Source organism: Psychromonas sp. B3M02, from assembly GCF_003318165.1.
In the GTDB taxonomy this organism is placed as follows: domain Bacteria; phylum Pseudomonadota; class Gammaproteobacteria; order Enterobacterales; family Psychromonadaceae; genus Psychromonas.
Genome location: NZ_QOCB01000110.1, coordinates 71,740 through 89,327, shown reverse-complemented (window position 1 = coordinate 89,327; position 17,588 = coordinate 71,740). Strand labels below are relative to the sequence as shown.

29 protein-coding genes are annotated in these 17,588 nt (G+C 39.8%); 9 read left to right on the top strand and 20 right to left on the bottom strand.

All coding sequences use genetic code 11. The features are described from left to right. Window positions 1–6 precede the first annotated feature (6 nt). From rpsH to rpsJ, 16 genes are all read right to left on the bottom strand, one after another. Entirely contained in the window at window positions 7–399 is a 393-nt protein-coding gene (gene rpsH / locus DS885_RS12110) for a 30S ribosomal protein S8 (RefSeq protein WP_113819683.1), read from the bottom strand. A gap of 26 nt (window positions 400–425) precedes the next feature. Further along, on the bottom strand, window positions 426–731 hold the full coding sequence (gene rpsN / locus DS885_RS12105; protein ID WP_028869300.1) for a 30S ribosomal protein S14: 306 nt from the start codon (window positions 729–731) through the stop codon (window positions 426–428). An 11-nt stretch (window positions 732–742) separates the two neighbouring features. Beyond that, the gene (gene rplE / locus DS885_RS12100; protein WP_113819682.1) at window positions 743–1,282 is read right to left on the bottom strand and encodes a 50S ribosomal protein L5; all 540 of its coding nucleotides are present in this window, start codon (window positions 1,280–1,282) and stop codon (window positions 743–745) included. 12 nt (window positions 1,283–1,294) lie between these two features. Then, a complete protein-coding gene (gene rplX, locus DS885_RS12095) occupies window positions 1,295–1,609 on the bottom strand; it encodes a 50S ribosomal protein L24 (protein ID WP_113819681.1) in 315 nt (104 codons plus the stop codon). Window positions 1,610–1,619: 10 nt separating this feature from the next. Further along, window positions 1,620–1,988, bottom strand: coding sequence for a 50S ribosomal protein L14 (rplN, locus tag DS885_RS12090; RefSeq protein WP_025563074.1), 369 nt, complete (start codon window positions 1,986–1,988; stop codon window positions 1,620–1,622). A gap of 172 nt (window positions 1,989–2,160) precedes the next feature. Then, a complete protein-coding gene (gene rpsQ, locus DS885_RS12085) occupies window positions 2,161–2,412 on the bottom strand; it encodes a 30S ribosomal protein S17 (protein ID WP_113819680.1) in 252 nt (83 codons plus the stop codon). After that, window positions 2,412–2,603: a 50S ribosomal protein L29 gene (gene rpmC / locus DS885_RS12080; protein ID WP_028869303.1), complete on the bottom strand. Its 192-nt coding sequence runs from the start codon at window positions 2,601–2,603 to the stop codon at window positions 2,412–2,414. Before rpmC ends, rpsQ begins: the two co-directional genes overlap by 1 nt. Continuing rightward, window positions 2,603–3,013, bottom strand: coding sequence for a 50S ribosomal protein L16 (rplP, locus tag DS885_RS12075; RefSeq protein WP_025563077.1), 411 nt, complete (start codon window positions 3,011–3,013; stop codon window positions 2,603–2,605). Before rplP ends, rpmC begins: the two co-directional genes overlap by 1 nt. 12 nt (window positions 3,014–3,025) lie before the next feature. After that, complete coding sequence (gene rpsC / locus DS885_RS12070; RefSeq protein WP_113819679.1) at window positions 3,026–3,715, bottom strand: 30S ribosomal protein S3; 690 nt, start codon at window positions 3,713–3,715, stop codon at window positions 3,026–3,028. Window positions 3,716–3,718: 3 nt separating this feature from the next. Next, a complete protein-coding gene (gene rplV, locus DS885_RS12065) occupies window positions 3,719–4,054 on the bottom strand; it encodes a 50S ribosomal protein L22 (protein ID WP_113819678.1) in 336 nt (111 codons plus the stop codon). 8 nt (window positions 4,055–4,062) lie between these two features. Further along, window positions 4,063–4,338, bottom strand: a complete 276-nt coding sequence (gene rpsS, locus DS885_RS12060; protein WP_113819677.1) for a 30S ribosomal protein S19 — start codon at window positions 4,336–4,338, stop codon at window positions 4,063–4,065. Window positions 4,339–4,352: 14 nt separating this feature from the next. After that, window positions 4,353–5,180: a 50S ribosomal protein L2 gene (gene rplB / locus DS885_RS12055; protein WP_113819676.1), complete on the bottom strand. Its 828-nt coding sequence runs from the start codon at window positions 5,178–5,180 to the stop codon at window positions 4,353–4,355. Between the two features lie 11 nt (window positions 5,181–5,191). Continuing rightward, window positions 5,192–5,491, bottom strand: a complete 300-nt coding sequence (rplW, locus tag DS885_RS12050) for a 50S ribosomal protein L23 (RefSeq protein ID WP_113819675.1) — start codon at window positions 5,489–5,491, stop codon at window positions 5,192–5,194. Further along, a complete protein-coding gene (gene rplD / locus DS885_RS12045) occupies window positions 5,488–6,093 on the bottom strand; it encodes a 50S ribosomal protein L4 (protein ID WP_028869307.1) in 606 nt (201 codons plus the stop codon). The genes rplW and rplD overlap by 4 nt, the downstream gene beginning before the upstream one ends. Before the next feature lie 14 nt (window positions 6,094–6,107). After that, a complete protein-coding gene (gene rplC / locus DS885_RS12040) occupies window positions 6,108–6,746 on the bottom strand; it encodes a 50S ribosomal protein L3 (protein ID WP_113819674.1) in 639 nt (212 codons plus the stop codon). A gap of 15 nt (window positions 6,747–6,761) precedes the next feature. Next, window positions 6,762–7,073: a 30S ribosomal protein S10 gene (gene rpsJ, locus DS885_RS12035; RefSeq protein WP_025563085.1), complete on the bottom strand. Its 312-nt coding sequence runs from the start codon at window positions 7,071–7,073 to the stop codon at window positions 6,762–6,764. A 355-nt stretch (window positions 7,074–7,428) separates the two neighbouring features. Here rpsJ and DS885_RS12030 point away from each other — a divergent pair, with 355 nt between their 5' ends. From DS885_RS12030 to DS885_RS12020, 3 genes are read left to right on the top strand one after another with little or no spacing between them, the layout of a single operon-like run. Then, window positions 7,429–9,462, top strand: a complete 2,034-nt coding sequence (locus DS885_RS12030) for a tRNA(Met) cytidine acetyltransferase TmcA (protein ID WP_258546903.1) — start codon at window positions 7,429–7,431, stop codon at window positions 9,460–9,462. Continuing rightward, on the top strand, window positions 9,452–10,144 hold the full coding sequence (locus DS885_RS12025; protein WP_113819673.1) for a pseudouridine synthase: 693 nt from the start codon (window positions 9,452–9,454) through the stop codon (window positions 10,142–10,144). Before DS885_RS12030 ends, DS885_RS12025 begins: the two co-directional genes overlap by 11 nt. Then, window positions 10,131–10,451, top strand: a complete 321-nt coding sequence (locus DS885_RS12020; protein ID WP_113819672.1) for an MGMT family protein — start codon at window positions 10,131–10,133, stop codon at window positions 10,449–10,451. The genes DS885_RS12025 and DS885_RS12020 overlap by 14 nt, the downstream gene beginning before the upstream one ends. Before the next feature lie 71 nt (window positions 10,452–10,522). Here DS885_RS12020 and DS885_RS12015 read toward each other — a convergent pair whose 3' ends face one another. Further along, complete coding sequence (locus tag DS885_RS12015; protein WP_113819671.1) at window positions 10,523–11,716, bottom strand: class I SAM-dependent methyltransferase; 1,194 nt, start codon at window positions 11,714–11,716, stop codon at window positions 10,523–10,525. Between the two features lie 191 nt (window positions 11,717–11,907). Between DS885_RS12015 and DS885_RS12010 the strand changes: the two genes are divergently transcribed. The 5 genes from DS885_RS12010 to DS885_RS11990 all read left to right on the top strand — a co-directional run bounded on the left by DS885_RS12010 (window position 11,908) and on the right by DS885_RS11990 (window position 15,469). Beyond that, a complete protein-coding gene (locus DS885_RS12010; protein ID WP_113819670.1) occupies window positions 11,908–12,432 on the top strand; it encodes a porin family protein in 525 nt (174 codons plus the stop codon). Between the two features lie 185 nt (window positions 12,433–12,617). Then, the gene (locus DS885_RS12005) at window positions 12,618–13,388 is read left to right on the top strand and encodes an energy transducer TonB (protein ID WP_113819669.1); all 771 of its coding nucleotides are present in this window, start codon (window positions 12,618–12,620) and stop codon (window positions 13,386–13,388) included. Between the two features lie 2 nt (window positions 13,389–13,390). After that, the gene (locus tag DS885_RS12000) at window positions 13,391–14,074 is read left to right on the top strand and encodes a MotA/TolQ/ExbB proton channel family protein (protein ID WP_113819668.1); all 684 of its coding nucleotides are present in this window, start codon (window positions 13,391–13,393) and stop codon (window positions 14,072–14,074) included. After that, the gene (locus DS885_RS11995; protein WP_113819667.1) at window positions 14,071–14,487 is read left to right on the top strand and encodes an ExbD/TolR family protein; all 417 of its coding nucleotides are present in this window, start codon (window positions 14,071–14,073) and stop codon (window positions 14,485–14,487) included. The genes DS885_RS12000 and DS885_RS11995 overlap by 4 nt, the downstream gene beginning before the upstream one ends. 190 nt (window positions 14,488–14,677) lie before the next feature. After that, window positions 14,678–15,469, top strand: a complete 792-nt coding sequence (locus tag DS885_RS11990; protein ID WP_113819666.1) for a fumarylacetoacetate hydrolase family protein — start codon at window positions 14,678–14,680, stop codon at window positions 15,467–15,469. 34 nt (window positions 15,470–15,503) lie between these two features. On the opposite strand, the gene DS885_RS11985 is transcribed toward DS885_RS11990, so the two are convergent. Beyond that, a complete protein-coding gene (locus DS885_RS11985; RefSeq protein ID WP_113819665.1) occupies window positions 15,504–16,391 on the bottom strand; it encodes a DMT family transporter in 888 nt (295 codons plus the stop codon). A 117-nt stretch (window positions 16,392–16,508) separates the two neighbouring features. On the opposite strand from DS885_RS11985, the gene DS885_RS11980 reads away from it, so the two are divergent. After that, on the top strand, window positions 16,509–16,739 hold the full coding sequence (locus DS885_RS11980; protein WP_113819664.1) for a hypothetical protein: 231 nt from the start codon (window positions 16,509–16,511) through the stop codon (window positions 16,737–16,739). A gap of 9 nt (window positions 16,740–16,748) precedes the next feature. On the opposite strand, the gene DS885_RS11975 is transcribed toward DS885_RS11980, so the two are convergent. Next, complete coding sequence (locus tag DS885_RS11975) at window positions 16,749–17,060, bottom strand: cupin (protein WP_113819663.1); 312 nt, start codon at window positions 17,058–17,060, stop codon at window positions 16,749–16,751. Between the two features lie 20 nt (window positions 17,061–17,080). Continuing rightward, window positions 17,081–17,404, bottom strand: coding sequence for a hypothetical protein (locus DS885_RS11970; protein ID WP_113819662.1), 324 nt, complete (start codon window positions 17,402–17,404; stop codon window positions 17,081–17,083). Window positions 17,405–17,588 lie beyond the last annotated feature (184 nt).

Here is a 17,588-nt window from a genome sequence, read left to right as displayed (position 1 = left end):
TACTCCTTAAGATACGTAACAGATGATCTCACCGCCGATGCTTGCATTACGCGCAGCTCGGTCAGTCATTACACCTTGAGAAGTTGAAACAATCGCAATACCTAAACCAGCCATAACCTTAGGAAGATCGTTTGCACCTTTATAGATACGAAGACCTGGACGGCTTACTCGTTTAATAGTATCGATTACTTTTTTGCCTTCGAAGTACTTTAAAGTAACTTCTAATTCAGGCTTTGTGTCACCAGCAACAGCGAAATCTGAAATGTAACCTTCAGCTTTAAGCACAGTTGCAATTGCAACTTTTTGCTTAGAAGAAGGCATCTTAACAGATACTTTGCTTGCTGCTTGACCGTTACGAATACGCGTTAGCATATCCGAAATAGGATCTTGCATGCTCATAACTATTTACTCCGTGATTAATTTGATTACCAACTGGCTTTTTTCAGGCCAGGGATTTCTCCGCGCATCATATGCTCACGAACCTTAATACGGCTCATGCCAAATTTACGAAGATAACCATGTGGACGACCAGTAACGTTACAACGGTTACGTTGACGTACTGAACTTGAATCACGAGGTAGCGATTGAAGCTCTAACACTGCATTCCAACGATCTTCGTCAGATGTATTTACATTGTTAATAGTTGCTTTTAATGCCGCACGCTTTTCAGCGAACTTAGCAACTAACTTCTCACGTTTTACTTCACGCGCTTTCATTGATTGTTTAGCCATTTTCTAACTCCTTACTTACGGAATGGGAAGTTGAACGCAGACAAAAGTGCGCGTGCTTCTTCGTCAGACTTAGCTGAAGTAGTAATTGTGATATCTAAACCACGTACTTTATCAACTTTATCGTAATCGATTTCAGGGAAAATGATTTGCTCACGTACACCCATAGAGTAGTTACCACGACCATCAAATGACTTAGCATTTAGGCCACGGAAATCACGTACACGCGGGATAGCGATTGTTACCAAACGCTCAAAGAAATCCCACATACGCTCTCCACGTAGTGTTACTTTACAACCAATCGGGTAGCCTTCACGAATTTTGAAGCCTGCCACAGAGCGGCGTGCTTTAGTGATCATTGGCTTTTGACCTGAGATTGCTGCCATATCTGACGCAGCGTGCTCTAGGACTTTTTTATCAGCCAGTGCTTCACCAACACCCATGTTTAGGGTGATTTTCTCTATTCGAGGGACTTGCATGACAGACGTATAGTCGAATTGCTTTTGCAAATCAGACACCACGTTGTCTTTATAGAAATCATGCAGTTTCGCCATCGTAAACTCCAGTTACTTCACAAGTTCATTATTAGACTTGAAGAAACGAACTTTTTTGCCGTCTTCTAATCTAAAACCAACACGATCTGCTTTACTCGTTGCCGAGTTGTAGATCGCAACATTTGATACTTCAATTGGTGCATTTTGTTCAATGATACCACCAGTCACACCCGCTTGAGGGTTTGGCTTTTGGTGTTTCTTCTGAACATTTACACCTTCAATAATTACTTTACCGTTAGCTAAAACTTGAGAAACTTTCCCAGTTTTACCTTTATCTTTACCGGCAATAACAATTACTTCATCGTCACGTTTAATTTTTGCTGCCATTTTCGGTTCCTTACAGTACTTCTGGCGCCAGTGAAACAATCTTCATGAAATTTTCATTTCGAAGTTCACGGGTTACAGGGCCAAAGATACGTGTACCGACTGGCTGGTTGTTTGCATTCAAGATAACCGCAGCGTTGCGATCAAAACGAATAACAGAACCATCGGGACGACGTACACCTTTTCTGGTACGCACTACCACAGCTGAATGAACATCACCTTTTTTGATTTTACCGCGAGGAATTGCTTCCTTCACAGAAACTTTGATGATGTCACCGATTGCTGCATAACGGCGATGCGAGCCACCAAGGACCTTAATACACATTACGCGTCGAGCGCCACTATTGTCGGCGACATCTAGCACACTTTGCATTTGGATCATTATAGTGCTCCGCTATTTACTATTGATACTCTCTAATGAGTCGTGTTCCCTTTTTTCAGGGAGCGGCATCATACCACCAACTTTCTTAGAAAGATAGTCTAAAAAAACGGCACTCATCAAATGAGTACCGTTTCGCTTATGTAAACAAACTTAACTAACTGAAAACAGTTACTTATGCTTTGCTTACGATTTTAGCCAATGTCCAAGATTTATTCTTAGATAGAGGACGACATTCAGTAATTTCTACGTAGTCGCCTTCATTACATTGGTTTGTTTCATCATGTGCTTGAAGCTTAGTAGTACGCTTCATGAATTTACCGTATAACGGGTGCTTCACTTTACGTTCAATAGCTACAACGATAGATTTTTCCATCTTTGCACTGATTACTTTACCTTGAAGAGTACGAGTGTTTTTATCGCTCATTACGCACCTGCCTTCTGATTTAGTACAGTCTTAACACGGGCAATGTCACGACGCACTTGTTTAATTGAGTGCGGCTTTTCTAACTGACCTGTGTTTAACTGCATACGTAAGTTAAATTGCTCACGTAATAAGTTTAGAAGTTCAGCATTAAGCTCTTCAACGCTTTTTTCTTTAAGTTCGTTAGCTTTCATTACATCACCTTACGAGTTACGAAAGTTGTTGCCACTGGCAATTTAGCTGCTGCAAGAGCAAATGCTTCACGAGCTAATGCTTCTGGAACACCTTCCATTTCATAAAGAACTTTACCTGGTTGAGTTTGAGCAACCCAATATTCCACGTTACCTTTACCTTTACCTTGACGAACCTCTAACGGTTTGCTGGTAATCGGCTTATCAGGAAACACACGGATCCAGATTTTACCTTGACGTTTAACATGACGAGTCATTGCACGACGTGCTGCTTCGATTTGACGAGCAGTAATTCGACCACGACCAGTTGCTTTTAGTCCAAATTCGCCAAAGCTGACTTCCGCACCTTTAGAAAGACCACGGTTGCGGCCTTTCATCATTTTACGGAACTTCATACGTTTTGGTTGCATCATAGCGTATTTCTCCTACTTACCGCGACCTTTGCGTTTTGGTTTAGCTGGCTGTTCTTCTTGTTGAAGTGGTAAACCACCAAGAATTTCACCTTTAAAGATCCAAACCTTAACGCCAATGATACCGTAAACAGTCAATGCTTCTGATGTTGAGTAATCAATATCGGCACGAAGAGTATGTAGCGGCACACGGCCTTCACGATACCATTCGTCACGAGCGATTTCTGCACCACCAAGACGACCACTAACTTGAACTTTGATACCTTTAGCGCCTAGACGCATAGCATTTTGTACCGCACGCTTCATAGCACGACGGAACATAACACGACGCTCTAACTGAGAAGAGATTGAATCTGCTACTAGTTTTGCGTCAAGTTCAGGTTTACGAACTTCTGAGATATTGATTTGAGCTGGAACGCCGGCCATTTTAGCAATAGCTGTGCGTAGCAATTCAACATCTTCGCCTTTCTTACCGATTACAACACCAGGACGAGCTGTGTGAATAGTCACACGTACGCTTTTCGCTGGACGTTCAATAGTAATTTTAGACAAAGAAGCATTTTTCAATTTCTCTGTTAAGAATTTACGGATTTGAAAATCACTGTATAAGTTATCTGCAAAATCGTTTTTGCCTGCATACCAAGTAGAGCTAAATGCTTTAGTGATACCTAGGCGAATACCGTTAGGATGAACTTTCTGTCCCATTGTTTAACCCCTGTCTGATACCACTACTGTGATATGGCAAGAACGCTTCATAATGCGATCGGCACGGCCTTTCGCACGCGGCATGATACGCTTCATTGTTGGACCTTCGTCTACACAAATTTTTGTGATAACTAGCTCATCAACATCAGCGCCTTCATTATGCTCAGCGTTTGCAATTGCAGAATCTACAACTTTTTTAACCAATACAGCAGCTTTCTTAGGGCTGTATGATAAAAGTTCTAGTGCTTTTTCTACTGGAAGACCACGTACTTGGTCTGCTACCAGGCGCGCTTTCTGTGCTGAAGAACGAGCATATAAATGTTTAGCTAAAGCTTCCATAATAACCTCTATTTCTTCGCTTTCTTATCCGCAGCATGGCCACGGTAAGTACGCGTTGGTGCAAATTCACCCAGTTTGTGACCGATCATTTCATCAGTTACAAATACTGGCACGTGTTGACGCCCGTTATGGACAGCGATAGTTAGACCAATCATATCTGGAATGATCATTGAGCGACGAGACCAAGTCTTAATAGGCTTTTTCTCGTTGCTGTCAACCGCTTTCTCTACCTTCTTCAGCAAGTGTAGGTCAATGAAAGGACCCTTCTTGAGAGAACGTGGCATGGCGATACCTCTGCTTATTTCTTATTACGACGACGAACAATATACTGATCAGTTTTCTTGTTCTTACGAGTTTTGTAACCCTTAGTTGGAACACCCCAAGGAGAAACAGGATGACGACCACCACTTGTTTTACCTTCACCACCACCATGTGGGTGATCTACTGGGTTCATTACAACACCACGTACGGTAGGACGAACACCACGCCAACGCGTAGCACCAGCTTTACCTAGTTGACGTAGCATATGTTCTGCATTACCAACTTCACCGATTGTTGCACGACACTCAGCAGGGATTTTACGCATTTCACCACTACGTAAACGTAGAGTAACGTAAGCACCATCACGAGCTATAATTTGGCTGTAAGAACCAGCTGAACGTGCAATTTGTGCACCTTTAGCAGGCTTCATTTCTACAGCGTGTACTGTTGTACCTACTGGGATGTTACGCATTGGTAAGCAGTTACCCGCTTTAATCGCCGCATCTTCACCAGATTGGATAACATCACCAGCAACCATGCCTTTAGGGGCAAGGATGTAACGACGTTCACCATCAGCATAAAGTACTAGTGCAATGTTTGCACTACGGTTTGGATCATATTCCAAACGCTCAACTTTTGCTGGGATACCATCTTTATTACGTTTAAAGTCAACAATACGGTAATGATGTTTATGACCACCACCAATATGTCTAACCGTAATACGACCGCCATTATTACGACCACCAGATTTAGATTTTGACTCTAAAAGTGGTGCGTATGGCTTGCCTTTATGCAGATCGTTGTTTACCACTTTAACTAAGTGGCGACGACCTGGAGACGTAGGCTTACATTTTACAATAGCCATCTATAATTCCTCTACTCAGCGCCATCGAAACTAATATCTGCACCTTCAGCCAGAGTAACGTATGCTTTTTTCCAGTCGCTACGGCGACCCATACGTTGACCTGTACGCTTGGTTTTACCCTTCACGTTTAGTGTGCGAACACCAGTAACTTCAACATCAAATAACTTCTGAACTGCCGCTTTGACTTCTGCTTTAGTCGCAGTACCTGCAACTTTGAATACCATAGTGTTATGGTTTTCAGCAGACAAAGTTCCCTTCTCAGAGATATGCGGAGCTAGAATAACTTGCAGTAAACGTGCTTCACTGATCATGCTAGGCTCTCCTCAATCTTTTTCACTGCATCAGCAGTTACTAAAACTTTATCAAACGCGATAAGGCTAACTGGGTCAATGCCTTGAACATCACGAACGTCAACTTTGTATAAGTTACGCGCTGCTAAGAATAGATTTTCATCTAATTCTTCAGTGATGATTAACACATCTTTAAGATCCAGGTCTTTTAATTTAGCTGCAAGCTCTTTAGTTTTAGGAGCCTCAACAGTAAATTTCTCGACAACGATTAGACGATCCTGACGAACTAACTCAGAAAGAATACTTCTTACTGCACCGCGGTACATTTTTTTGTTAACTTTCTGGCTATGGTCCTGTGGACGAGCTGCGAAAGTTACACCACCACCAACCCAAATTGGGCTGCGGATTGTACCTGCACGTGCGCGGCCAGTACCCTTTTGACGCCATGGCTTCTTACCGCCACCACGAACTTCACTACGGGTTTTCTGAGCGCGAGTACCTTGACGAGCACCAGCTGCATATGCAACGACTACCTGATGTACAAGGGCTTCGTTGTATTCACGTCCAAAGGTAGTGTCAGAAACTTCAAGAGCACTTTGTGCATCTTTCAATACCAATTCCATTACTAACTCCTCGGCTATGCTTTAACAGCAGGTTTGATGAATACGTTGCCATTTTTCGCACCAGCTACTGCACCTTTAACGAGCAGTAAGTTGCGTTCAATGTCTACGCGTACAACTTCAAGGTTTTGAGTCGTAACACGCTCAGCACCCATGTGACCAGCCATTTTCTTGCCTTTAAATACGCGTCCAGGTGTTTGACATTGGCCAATTGAACCTGGAGCACGGTGGCTTATAGAGTTACCGTGAGTCGCATCTTGCATAGAGAAGTTCCAACGCTTAACGCCGCCTTGGAAGCCTTTACCTTTAGATTGACCAGTAACATCTACTTTATTAATTTCGTTGAATAGCTCAACGCTTAGCTCAGCACCGACTTTGATATCTGCACCTTCGTTGTCATCAAGAGTAAACTCCCAAAGACCACGGCCAGCTTCTACACCTGCTTTCGCAAAGTGACCAGCTTCTGGCTTGTTTACACGGCTTGCTTTTTTAGAGCCAGCTGTTACTTGAATAGCTTGGTAGCCATCAGTATCAAGTGTTTTAACTTGAGTAACACGATTTGGTGAACATTCAAGAACTGTAACTGGGATAGAAACACCATCTTCAGTAAAGATGCGAGTCATACCAACTTTACGACCTACTAGACCGATTGTCATTACGATAACTCCTTTCTAACCCAAGCTGATTTGAACATCAACGCCAGCAGCTAAATCTAGCTTCATTAGTGCGTCAACAGTCTTTTCAGTTGGTTCTACGATATCAATCAAGCGCTTGTGAGTACGAATCTCATACTGATCACGTGCATCTTTGTTTACATGCGGTGATGTTAGTACTGTGAAACGCTCTTTACGAGTAGGTAGTGGAATAGGACCACGTACCTGAGCACCTGTGCGCTTTGCAGTTTCAACGATCTCCGCCGTTGATTGATCGATCAACTTGTGATCAAAAGCTTTAAGGCGGATACGGATTCTTTGGTTCTGCATGGACCAAAACTCCTAGTTAAAAATACAACATACAAATATACACCTGACAATCTATCCTAGATAGATCTCAAGTGTATATTCAAACTAGTAGCTCCCCAATCGGGAGACATTTTCGATAACCAATATTCTTATCTGGCTATGGGCTTAAAAACCCACCTGCCTTATTGGCAAGTGCGCGTATAATACACTATCCGTGGACTATGGCAAGCACTTCTTACTGTTTTGTGTAAAAAATATGCAAAAGGATCTGCAAGTGACTTTTCAACAATAGATCCCACCCTTACTAGACTGTGTTGTTGTTTTTTATGTTACATTTTACCTTTATTTACTACTTTTTAACCAATTAGGATCTCCTGTGTCTGCTCACCTGCACTTATACCAACAACAGAAACAACTAGCTGAACGAGCCAACCATAGACAGTTAATGTGCTTACAAGGTAGTCAAACTTGGTGCTTTACACAGACACAACAGATACTCGAACAACAAACAGAAGACTACCATTGGTGTGGTCAAGCCCCCTCCTCTATGAGGAGTATTCCTTATGCTCAGCTATTAGGCCAAGATATTGCGCTATTGATATTAAATATGCAGCAAGGGTTTGATGCGAATATGTTTGCCGCAGCAGAAGGTGCAGTTTGTGGAGGTGGCGTGATTATTGTGCTACTACCAAGTGAAATACAAGATAACTTCTTGCGCTATATAAAGGCAGCATTTAATAAACATGCTTTTCCCTGTATCAGCAAACATATCAGCAGTGCACCTTTTATTGACCAGCAGGCCAGCCACAATCCAGAACATCAAGCTGTACAGTTAAATCTAGATGAACAGCAACAAGCGATTCAAGATATTATCAAAACGCAAACCGGTCATCGTAGAAGACCCTTAGTGTTAACCGCTAATCGTGGTCGAGGTAAGTCTGCTGCATTAGGTATCGCAGCCGCTACCCTTATTAATCAAGGTGTAAGTAATATTTTAGTTTGTGCGCCTAGCAAGCAATCTGTGACTACCTTATATAAGCATGCTAAGGCTACACTTAAAGTCGCCACTGATTTTTCACTTCTAACCTTTATTGCGCCTGATGCTCTTTATGACGAACAACCTAAATGTGACCTGTTAATTATTGATGAAGCAGCCGCTATTCCTCTAAAGCTACTAATTACCTTTGCTAAACGTTATTCACGAGTGATTTTTTCTAGTACACAATTTGGATATGAAGGTTCAGGACGTGGTTTTGCGTTACGCTTTCAACAACAGTTACAGCAAATAGCGCCAGAGTGGCGTAGTCACCATTTATCTCAAGCTATTCGATGGGCAAATCATGATCCGGTTGAAGCCTTTACTTTATCGACCTTATGCTTAGTCGATGATGAAAACAAAAATCAAGAATTCAGCAGTGATAACCCAACAATCGGTTTAGTTGCCTCAGCGCAATTATTACAATCACCTAGATTACTTAAGCAGATATTTTCATTATTGGTCAGTGCACATTACCAAACTAAACCTTCTGACTTATCCGCGCTATTAAATGATCCAGATTTATCAATCGTAGTGATGCAACAGTCACAACAAGTATTAGCAGTCGCCCTGATTAATCATGAAGGTGGATTTTCTCAAAGTATCAGTGAACAAATATATCAAGGTAAGCGACGTCCTAAGGGTCACTTGGTTGCGCAATCACTCACTTTTCACAGTGGTTTTGAACATGCCGCAATACAGTGCTACGCGAGAATACAACGTATTGCCGTTCAACCTCAATTACAAGGCAAAACCTTAGGCAGTGAATTGATTAACTGGATAACAAACTGGGCTATTCAACAAGAGTTTGACCATCTATGTGCAAGTTTTTCAGCTGATCAGCGACTGCTAGCGTTTTGGTTAAAGCAAGGGATGCAAGTATTACGCATTGGCACTAAACGAGATAAAAGCAGTGGACAACATTCGTTCATGGTCAATTTACCCATTAGTGAACCAGGTAAACAATTACATCAATCCATTCACCACGCATTTACACAGCAAGTAAAAGTGCAACTTCCTAGACAACTACAACAATTGGAGCCTGGTCTAATCCAAGTATTATGGCCACAATTAATAGATAAAAGTACATCGACTGATATTGTGAATGCATTATCTGCTTATATAAATGCCAATCGCAGCTATGAAAATGTAGAATATTTACTTATTGAGTTAATTTACCATTGTTCATTAACAGCATTAACTCAACAACAGCAAGATTGTATCATTGCAAAAGTAATTCAAAACCAGAGTTGGGCGAACTTAGTAAAGCAATATAAATTCACCGGACAAAAACAAGCACAAGCATATATAAAAGACTGTATCTGCGAGCTACTTACTCACAACCAAGAGACAACACATCATAATGAGACTTGATAAATTTATCTGTGAATCAACAGAACTGACACGAAGCGAAGCTAAAAATGTTATCCGTAAAGGCATGATCAATAATCAAGCAGGTACGTTACGCAGCGGCGCTTACAAAGTGACAGCCGATGATGTTATCGAAATGAAAGGACAAGTACTCAACATTCGTGGGTTTCGTTACCTTATGTTGAATAAACCACCTGGTTTCATCAGCTCTAATGTTGATGAACAGATGCCTAGCTTATTAAACTTAATTGAAATTGAGAAAAAGCAAAACGTATTTATTGCAGGCAGATTAGATGCAGATACCTCAGGCTTAGTATTAATCACCGATGATGGCCAATGGTCACACCAAGTGACTAGCCCACGCAAAAAATGTGAAAAACGCTATCGTGTTCATTTACAAGAACCCGTTGACCAAAGTACCGTTGAACAGTTCGCTAAAGGTATACAGTTAAAAAGCGAACCACAACCTTGTTTACCAGCCAAACTTGAACTGCTCACAGAAACAGAAGTGCTATTAACCATTAGCGAAGGTAAATACCACCAAGTAAAACGTATGTTTGCTGCAGTAGGCAACTTTGTTACTGAATTACACCGTGAACAAATTGGCGCAGTACAACTAGACCCTGAACTAGCATTAGGTGAATCGCGCTTTTTAACGGAGAAAGAGATCAATGGATTCAAATAAATCATTTAATGAACAGTGCTATGCATTATTAATGCAAATTCCACGCGGTAAAGTGGTGACCTATGCAGATATAGCACATCAACTTGGTGGTAAAGCTTATCAAGCAGTAGGTAATGCAATGGCCAGCAACCCAACGCCAATCATAGTACCTTGTCATCGAGTGGTGAATAGTAATGGCGCTATAGGTAAGTTTGCATTGGGGACCGCTAAGAAAATTGCCTTGCTTAAAGAGGAAGGTATATTAATAGATGAAAATAAAGAGATCGCGAAAATCGTTAACCTAGCTAAACAACGCCATACTTTTTAATCTCATTGCTGAACAATAATAGAAAGGTAGTATCACCCTGCCCTTCTATTACTTACCTTATATCAATTACATTAAGCGCTTTCAGCTAATAAGGTTTCTAAACAATGATCTGAAATACCATAGTAGTCTTTAATATCTGCAATTTGCTTTAATAACTGCTGTTGCTCTTTTTCATTAACCTTGTCTTTCTTAACAGCCAAAATCATTTTATTCTTATTGGTATGCTCTAAGCTAATAAATTCAAACACTTTAGTGGTATAGCCATTAGCTTCTAATAATAACGCACGTAGTGAATCCGTTACCATTTCCGCTTGTTGACCTAAATGAACGCCATACTGCAACATAGGTTGAAACAACTCAGGGCTTTGCATCTGTGGACGAATCTGTTTATGGCAACATGGAGAGCACATAATAATACTGGCATTCGCTCTAATACCATAATGAATAGCATAGTCAGTAGCTACATCACAGGCATGTAAGGCAATCATCACATCAGTCTGCTTAGGTGCATGGGTTTTAACATCACCACATACAAAGTCTAAACCCTGATGATCTAACGTTTGTGCTGCTTCATTACATAAGTCTGCTAATGCTTGACGTAACTCAACACCCGTCACTTGCGCATCATTGTTTAGGGTATGACGAAGATAATCGTGAATAGCAAAAGTTAAGTAACCTTTACCAGATCCAAAATCAACAACATTTAATGGTGTGCTTTTATCATGAGGCGAAACCTCTAATGCTTGACTGAATATCTCAATGAACTTATTAATCTGCTTCCATTTGTTAGACATAGCAGGAATTAATTTATGCTGCTTATCAGTCACTTTAAGTGCAGTTAAAAATGGGCGTTGAATATCGACAAAGCGATTCTTTTGTCGGTTATGCGTTGCAGCCACTGCTTGCCCTTGTTTTGCCTTATGATGAGAAATTTTAAGTTTGCCTTTTTTACTAAACTCAATTTGTACTTCAACGTTAGATAATGTCAGGTAAGCACTTTTAAAATCTTCACCCACTAATTGATTAATCTCATTTAATGCAGCTGCGTAAGAATGGTTTTTAGTAATATGATTAGTTTGATGCTCATAAACAAAACTCAATACAGGTTCATTTTGTAATGTTATTGGGCGAATACTAAGTCGGTTTAAGCTTTTGTCTGCCCCTCTATATTTACTTAATAGCAACTTCACCATCTGATTATCATTAAGGCTTTGTGATAGTAAATGGTAAAAATCTTCAAGGGTATTAAGTACAACAGATGACATAGTAATTTCCAAACAATCTAAAAGGCATATTGCTGTAGTTTAACAGTTAAGCAATTCGAATACAGATGCTCTTTTATAATCAATTAAATAAACCTATAATAAATACATTTAGTTTGCTTTATTTTGACAATTAAGAGAAAATTACTTGATGTCATATGGCATAAGTTTCTCATATAAAATAGGACTTTACATTGAAACAACTAATAACATTAGGGCTTATAGGAGCTGCATTATCAACGTCAGTAATTGCAGATGAATTTAGCGGTGCAAGAATTGGTTTAGGATACTCTGAAATCGAGCTAGAGGATGAAGATGCAGGCGACGGATTCAAAATTGAAGTTGGCTATGACTTTAATAAAATTATTGGTATAAATTTGTCTTATGAAATGACTACTGATACTGAAGATGGTATTGATATAGAAAATAAAGCTGCTAGATTAGGTGCCGACTTAGGTTATGCTTTTAATACTGGAGAAAGCTTTTTCATCAAGCCCTATATTACAGGTGGAGTGCAATCTTTTAACTCTGAAGTAGAAGGTTTTAGTTTTATAGATGATACGACTTCTTATTATGGTTTAGGGTTACGCATGCAGTATCAAAATTTTTATACTGATATCAGCTTTAATAAATCAGAAGTAAATTTTGAATTCTTAGATCTAATTGATGAAGAAATCGAATTAACTCAAACTAATATCACTATCGGTTATAAGTTTTAGATAACCAAATGACCCTAAATATAAGTAAATATTTAGGGTCAACTATACCTCACTACAAATCGTCCTTGTTACTTCCTTCCCCCCACTCAGCAACAACTAAACTTTTTATGAATGATAATTGATATCACTCCTGTTTTAGTTGATAATAGGTATCGTTTCGTTATTCGTATTTGGGGTGTTTTTTTATGTATCGTTATCTCTGTGCAGGACTGTTATCAGTAGCGATCCATTTTTTAATTTTTTCGCCTTTGCTAGATCAACCTGCAATGGCTATTCCACTCTCTCAACAAACGCAAAGTGTGAGTATTAGCTTTACTAAACCAGCCAAAGTTGAACCTAAAAAAGTAGAGCCACCAACACCGCCAGTTGTTGAAGCAAAAGAAGTAGTTAAACCAACACCTAAACCGGTAGCCAAAAAACCAGTCAAACCGACTGAGAAAAAGCGTATTGTTAAACAAAAAACCAAACCAAAAGAGATCAAAAAAGAGACTCCTAAGCCGGTTCAAAAGGTTGTTAAAAAGCAACCAACACCAAAAAAAGAACCAAAGAAAGTAGTCGAACCGCCAAAAGAAGTGGTCAAATCAACACCTGCTCCTCCTGCACCTGTACTCAAAGATAAAATCGAGATCACTAAAGAAAAAGTGGCTCAACAAAGCAATGAGTTACAAAGTAAACCACAATTAATACAAAAAAGTCGCTTTTTAAGTACACCTAAACCACCAAAGTATCCTCGTATGGCAAAACGCAGAGGAATAGAGGGGACTGTTACCTATGAAGTCTGGTTAGATGAAAAAGGCAAGCAGACGAAATTATTATTAAAAGACTCATCGGGTGCAAAAGTGCTTGATGTAGCGGCACTAAAAGCCATTAAAAAATGGGAGTTCTCTCCTCATATTGTTAACGGCAAACGTATTGCTCACCGAATTTACATACCTATTAGTTTTCAACTGGATTAATCATGACCTTATTTACTATTTTACAAGAACAACTAGGCTTAATGACTTGGCCTCTTATTATTTGCTCTGTACTGACATTAATGATCATTAGTGAGCGTTTATTAAAACTGATCAGTTCAGGCTCATTAAGCAAAAAAGAGATCATTAAAATCCTAGAGCATCACGACCCAAAACAAACTGAGAAATTACAATCCTTAAGCATTCGTTTAAAAACTGAGAAAAATCTCGCAAAACGTGGCATGTCGATGTTATTTGCTCACCAACACTTTAGCCAACAACTACGTGAAGACACCGCGAGTATCTGGGTACAAGATAAACGCCAAGAACTTCGCAGTGGATTAAAAATGCTAGCGCTGATCGGCATGATCAGTCCGTTACTAGGTTTACTTGGTACGGTACTGGGCTTAATCGAAATGTTTAAAGCCATTGCCTTAACCACAGGTTCAGTGACACCAAATGACCTAGCCGATGGTTTAGGTATTGCTATGCGTACTACCGCTGCCGGTTTATTAGTTGCACTACCAGCTATTTGTGGCGCACAACTATTAGGTTTATGGGCTGATAAAGTAACTTACCGCCTAGAGTTTACACTTAATTTCTGTAATTTATGGCTACAAGGTGTGGACTTCCCTGACCAAAAACGTGCACCAAAAGTAAAAGCGACCAACCAGGAAGTACAATCGTGATACGCAGCCAAGCTAAAAATGAATCTGAGTCAGTACAGGTAGATTTAACGCCGTTATTAGATATTATTTTTATCGTGATGGTGTTTCTAATGCTATCGGCTAATATCAAGCTGCAATCACTACAGGTTGACTTACCCACCACTGATACAAGTGCGGTACAGGTTGTTGATAATAAAGCAGTAACGATAAACATCTTGGCGACTGAGCCACGTTGGGCAATCGATGGTGAAACACTACCAAACTGGGAAGCATTTCAAACACACTTAATTAAAACGGTACAAGAAAAGCCTGATACAGAATGGATTATTGCCGCAGATAAAACCTCCGATGTGCAATATATGGTAAAATTACTGGGTTTTTTACAACAACATAATATTCAAGCGACTCAGCTATTAATCGACGACGAGAAATAGCAGATGAAAAGCCTATTAACTAACTCAGTTAATAGGCTTTACTATTCTTAATACCTTATCACTTTTTCAGATAAATCTGCGCTTCATAACAAACTTCCTAAAAAGTCATACAAATACTAACTTTTTCATTTCATAGCCGTTATTATGTGCCAACAACTCACTTTCAATAACCTGATTAAAGAGACTGAATATGACTAAAACATTAACCCAAGAAGCTTGTACTGCGGCTGCTCAAGAACTACTAGCAAGACGTAAAACCAACATAAAAGGTGATCTGCTTGCTGCAGCAATTCGCCCTACCAACTTAGATGATGCACTAGCAATTCAATTTGCCACTGTACAAGAGAGTGAGAAAGCAATTGGTGGATGGAAATGTTTAGTGCCTCTTGATCCTGAGCAGATGGTGGTGGCACCAGTTTTAGAAGGAACAATACAACAAGGCGAAACTTGTTTAGTAGAATCAACTGAGCCAGGTAAAACGCTTATCGAGCCTGAGATTGCCTTTGTATTAGGTCAAGACTTACCAGCGCGTGATAACGCTTATTCTGACGCTGAAGTCGATGATGCCATCGCATCATGCCATATGGCTTTAGAATTAATGCAACGTCGTTACCTACCTGATGATAATCGTGTGTTCTTTGATAATTTAGCAGACTGCTTATTCAACCAAGGTATTTTTGTTGGCCCAGAAATCACTAAAGAACAAGCATACCATGCGGGTACTATTGATATCACTTTTGAAACAACTGATGAAAATGGCAATACCACAACAACAGGGTATGAAGGTAAGCACCCTAATCTTTCGGCACATAAAGCAGTTTATTGGCTAATCAACTTTATGCGCGAACGAGGTGTTAGCTTCAAAAAGGGTCAAGCAATTATTACTGGCTCTTACGCTGGAGCAATTGAAGTACCAATCAACACTATGGGTGTTACTTACAAAGGTTTAGGAGAATATAAAGTCACCTTTAAGCCTGTGTAACAGAGTCGCTTTGAGCATAACGTTATCAATAACGTTATGCTTTAACTGGCACCTTCACTGATTTTTTAAAGGAAAAACCAGTCACTAATACCGTACCCGCAACAACTAATACCCCACCTAATAACGTATTAAGGCCAATCTCCTCACCTAAAAATAACGATCCCCATAAAATACCAAACAAGGGCACTAAAAAAGTCACAGATAAAGCAGAAGCAGGCCCATCATCCTTTACTAACCTAAAATATAATAAGTAAGCAAGTCCGGTACAAACAATCCCTAAGGTCAATACAGATAAACTAATCGGTAAAGTAATTGGGTCACGGATCGGAATCAAAGGCAATAAAGGCAAGACCACAATCACCGCCGCCCACATGCTGCCATGGGCATTTTCAAAGGGAGCAACAACAGGCGCAACTTTAGTATAATTAGCCGAGAATCCATACATCATTGCAGCCGCTAAACACGCTAAAATAGCCCATACACCTTGCTCGCCTAATGTTAAGGCTTGATGACCAACCAATACCGTTACGCCAAATATCCCCAATAATAAGCCCATACTCGCTTTTAATTTAATACGTTCTTTTTGCCAAATACTGGCAATCACCGCTCCAAATAAAGGCGCTGTAGAATTAAGGATCGCTAGGGTTGACGCATTTAAGGTTTGCGCTGCATAGGCAAACATCAAAAAAGGAAAAGCAGTATTAAAGGCGCCGACAATAAAGAAGTGTTTAATATTCGACATAAAGGCTAATGTTCTACGTAAATAACAGCTGATCAATAGTAAACACAATGCAGCTGCTAAAACGCGACCTTCAATCAGATACGCTGCGCCTAAGCTATTTGCCGTTAAACGCATAAATAGAAACGAACCGCCCCACATTGAAGCTAATAAAACTAACCGTAAAACGCTTGCCAGTGACATGGATTATCCTTAAAAAATGCAAATGCCAATCACACCAATCCAGTGATCTATTCTTTAATATAATTGGTATGGAATCTAAGTTAGTATGAACATAGTAAAATAATAAAGGAGAAACTAATGCTCATATTTTATATTGTTTGTGGTGTAGTTGTTTTTGGACTTTCTAGCTTTTTATTTCACCGTAATCGTAAAGCCGTTTACCGTCGCCGCATCATTCGTGATCTCAGTAAAGAAACACAACAAAGCCCCTACCTTTTATCTCCTGAGCAGGAACAACAAATTAAACAGTGTTTTTTAAATGGAGTAACACGAGAAGAGTGCGTTAGATTATTAATGTCTGAGCATTAATCAAAAAGCCTAAACACTGCCTTCGTTTTCTACCACTAGAATTCTTGCCTCACCTACCGGGCAAGCAACATGCTCGGTACCAATACTCGCGTAAAATATATCACCGCTTTCTAATAACACGCTTTGCTGTATGCCTTGTTCTTTATAATGCATATTAACAACACCATCGAGCACAACAAAGACCTCTTGGCCATCATTTACATGCCATTTATAAGCTTGATCCGTCCAATGCAAACGGGTGGTGATCCCATTCATATTGGCAATATCTTTAGCGCCCCAAGCGCGATCTGCTGTAAACTGTTTGCCTCTGATAATATCCATTTATCGCCTTATTAATCCTATTAATCTTGGTCGCGTTTATCTTCGAGCTTACCTTGTATCACTTGCTGATCATCGTCATCGGTTTTTACCCATTCCGCTTCAACATCAATAATATCCTTATCACGGTTAGTCAGCTTAATAGTCGCTAAACCCACCAGTAAAAAACCATTAGCAAAGGTACCGATAAACAAAGTCGGAAAAATCAAAATTCTAGGAGCAAAAAACAGTAATAAAATACCAATAATGACAGTACCAAAACAGAAACCAATCCAGGTAATACCTACGGAGATAGCTGCTATCCATAACATCACGCCAATAATAACTTGTATCCAACCTTTTATCATGGGAGCCTTATTTTATTAATATATGTAAGATTTTTTGAAATACAAAGCTTAGGTTACTCTCTATCTAATAGGAACAAAAGCAATGTTTAAATGAAAAGGATACTGAGGTGGCAATTATATTGAGGGAAGGCAGTAAGAAAAACGTAACTGCTTGCATTACAAACAGTCACGTTAATAGATTAGG

Bases quoted from the DNA above. Each gene is read 5' to 3' on its own strand.
- rpsH (WP_113819683.1), bottom strand. From the start codon at position 399: ATGAGCATGCAAGATCCTATTTCGGATATGCTAACGCGTATTCGTAAC.
- rpsN (WP_028869300.1), bottom strand. From the start codon at position 731: ATGGCTAAACAATCAATGAAAGCGCGTGAAGTAAAACGTGAGAAGTTA.
- rplE (WP_113819682.1), bottom strand. From the start codon at position 1,282: ATGGCGAAACTGCATGATTTCTATAAAGACAACGTGGTGTCTGATTTG.
- rplX (WP_113819681.1), bottom strand. From the start codon at position 1,609: ATGGCAGCAAAAATTAAACGTGACGATGAAGTAATTGTTATTGCCGGT.
- rplN (WP_025563074.1), bottom strand. From the start codon at position 1,988: ATGATCCAAATGCAAAGTGTGCTAGATGTCGCCGACAATAGTGGCGCT.
- rpsQ (WP_113819680.1), bottom strand. From the start codon at position 2,412: ATGAGCGATAAAAACACTCGTACTCTTCAAGGTAAAGTAATCAGTGCA.
- rpmC (WP_028869303.1), bottom strand. From the start codon at position 2,603: ATGAAAGCTAACGAACTTAAAGAAAAAAGCGTTGAAGAGCTTAATGCT.
- rplP (WP_025563077.1), bottom strand. From the start codon at position 3,013: ATGATGCAACCAAAACGTATGAAGTTCCGTAAAATGATGAAAGGCCGC.
- rpsC (WP_113819679.1), bottom strand. From the start codon at position 3,715: ATGGGACAGAAAGTTCATCCTAACGGTATTCGCCTAGGTATCACTAAA.
- rplV (WP_113819678.1), bottom strand. From the start codon at position 4,054: ATGGAAGCTTTAGCTAAACATTTATATGCTCGTTCTTCAGCACAGAAA.
- rpsS (WP_113819677.1), bottom strand. From the start codon at position 4,338: ATGCCACGTTCTCTCAAGAAGGGTCCTTTCATTGACCTACACTTGCTG.
- rplB (WP_113819676.1), bottom strand. From the start codon at position 5,180: ATGGCTATTGTAAAATGTAAGCCTACGTCTCCAGGTCGTCGCCACTTA.
- rplW (WP_113819675.1), bottom strand. From the start codon at position 5,491: ATGATCAGTGAAGCACGTTTACTGCAAGTTATTCTAGCTCCGCATATC.
- rplD (WP_028869307.1), bottom strand. From the start codon at position 6,093: ATGGAATTGGTATTGAAAGATGCACAAAGTGCTCTTGAAGTTTCTGAC.
- rplC (WP_113819674.1), bottom strand. From the start codon at position 6,746: ATGACAATCGGTCTAGTAGGTCGTAAAGTTGGTATGACTCGCATCTTT.
- rpsJ (WP_025563085.1), bottom strand. From the start codon at position 7,073: ATGCAGAACCAAAGAATCCGTATCCGCCTTAAAGCTTTTGATCACAAG.
- DS885_RS12025 (WP_113819673.1), top strand. From the start codon at position 9,452: ATGAGACTTGATAAATTTATCTGTGAATCAACAGAACTGACACGAAGC.
- DS885_RS12020 (WP_113819672.1), top strand. From the start codon at position 10,131: ATGGATTCAAATAAATCATTTAATGAACAGTGCTATGCATTATTAATG.
- DS885_RS12015 (WP_113819671.1), bottom strand. From the start codon at position 11,716: ATGTCATCTGTTGTACTTAATACCCTTGAAGATTTTTACCATTTACTA.
- DS885_RS12005 (WP_113819669.1), top strand. From the start codon at position 12,618: ATGTATCGTTATCTCTGTGCAGGACTGTTATCAGTAGCGATCCATTTT.
- DS885_RS12000 (WP_113819668.1), top strand. From the start codon at position 13,391: ATGACCTTATTTACTATTTTACAAGAACAACTAGGCTTAATGACTTGG.
- DS885_RS11990 (WP_113819666.1), top strand. From the start codon at position 14,678: ATGACTAAAACATTAACCCAAGAAGCTTGTACTGCGGCTGCTCAAGAA.
- DS885_RS11985 (WP_113819665.1), bottom strand. From the start codon at position 16,391: ATGTCACTGGCAAGCGTTTTACGGTTAGTTTTATTAGCTTCAATGTGG.
- DS885_RS11980 (WP_113819664.1), top strand. From the start codon at position 16,509: ATGCTCATATTTTATATTGTTTGTGGTGTAGTTGTTTTTGGACTTTCT.
- DS885_RS11975 (WP_113819663.1), bottom strand. From the start codon at position 17,060: ATGGATATTATCAGAGGCAAACAGTTTACAGCAGATCGCGCTTGGGGC.
- DS885_RS11970 (WP_113819662.1), bottom strand. From the start codon at position 17,404: ATGATAAAAGGTTGGATACAAGTTATTATTGGCGTGATGTTATGGATA.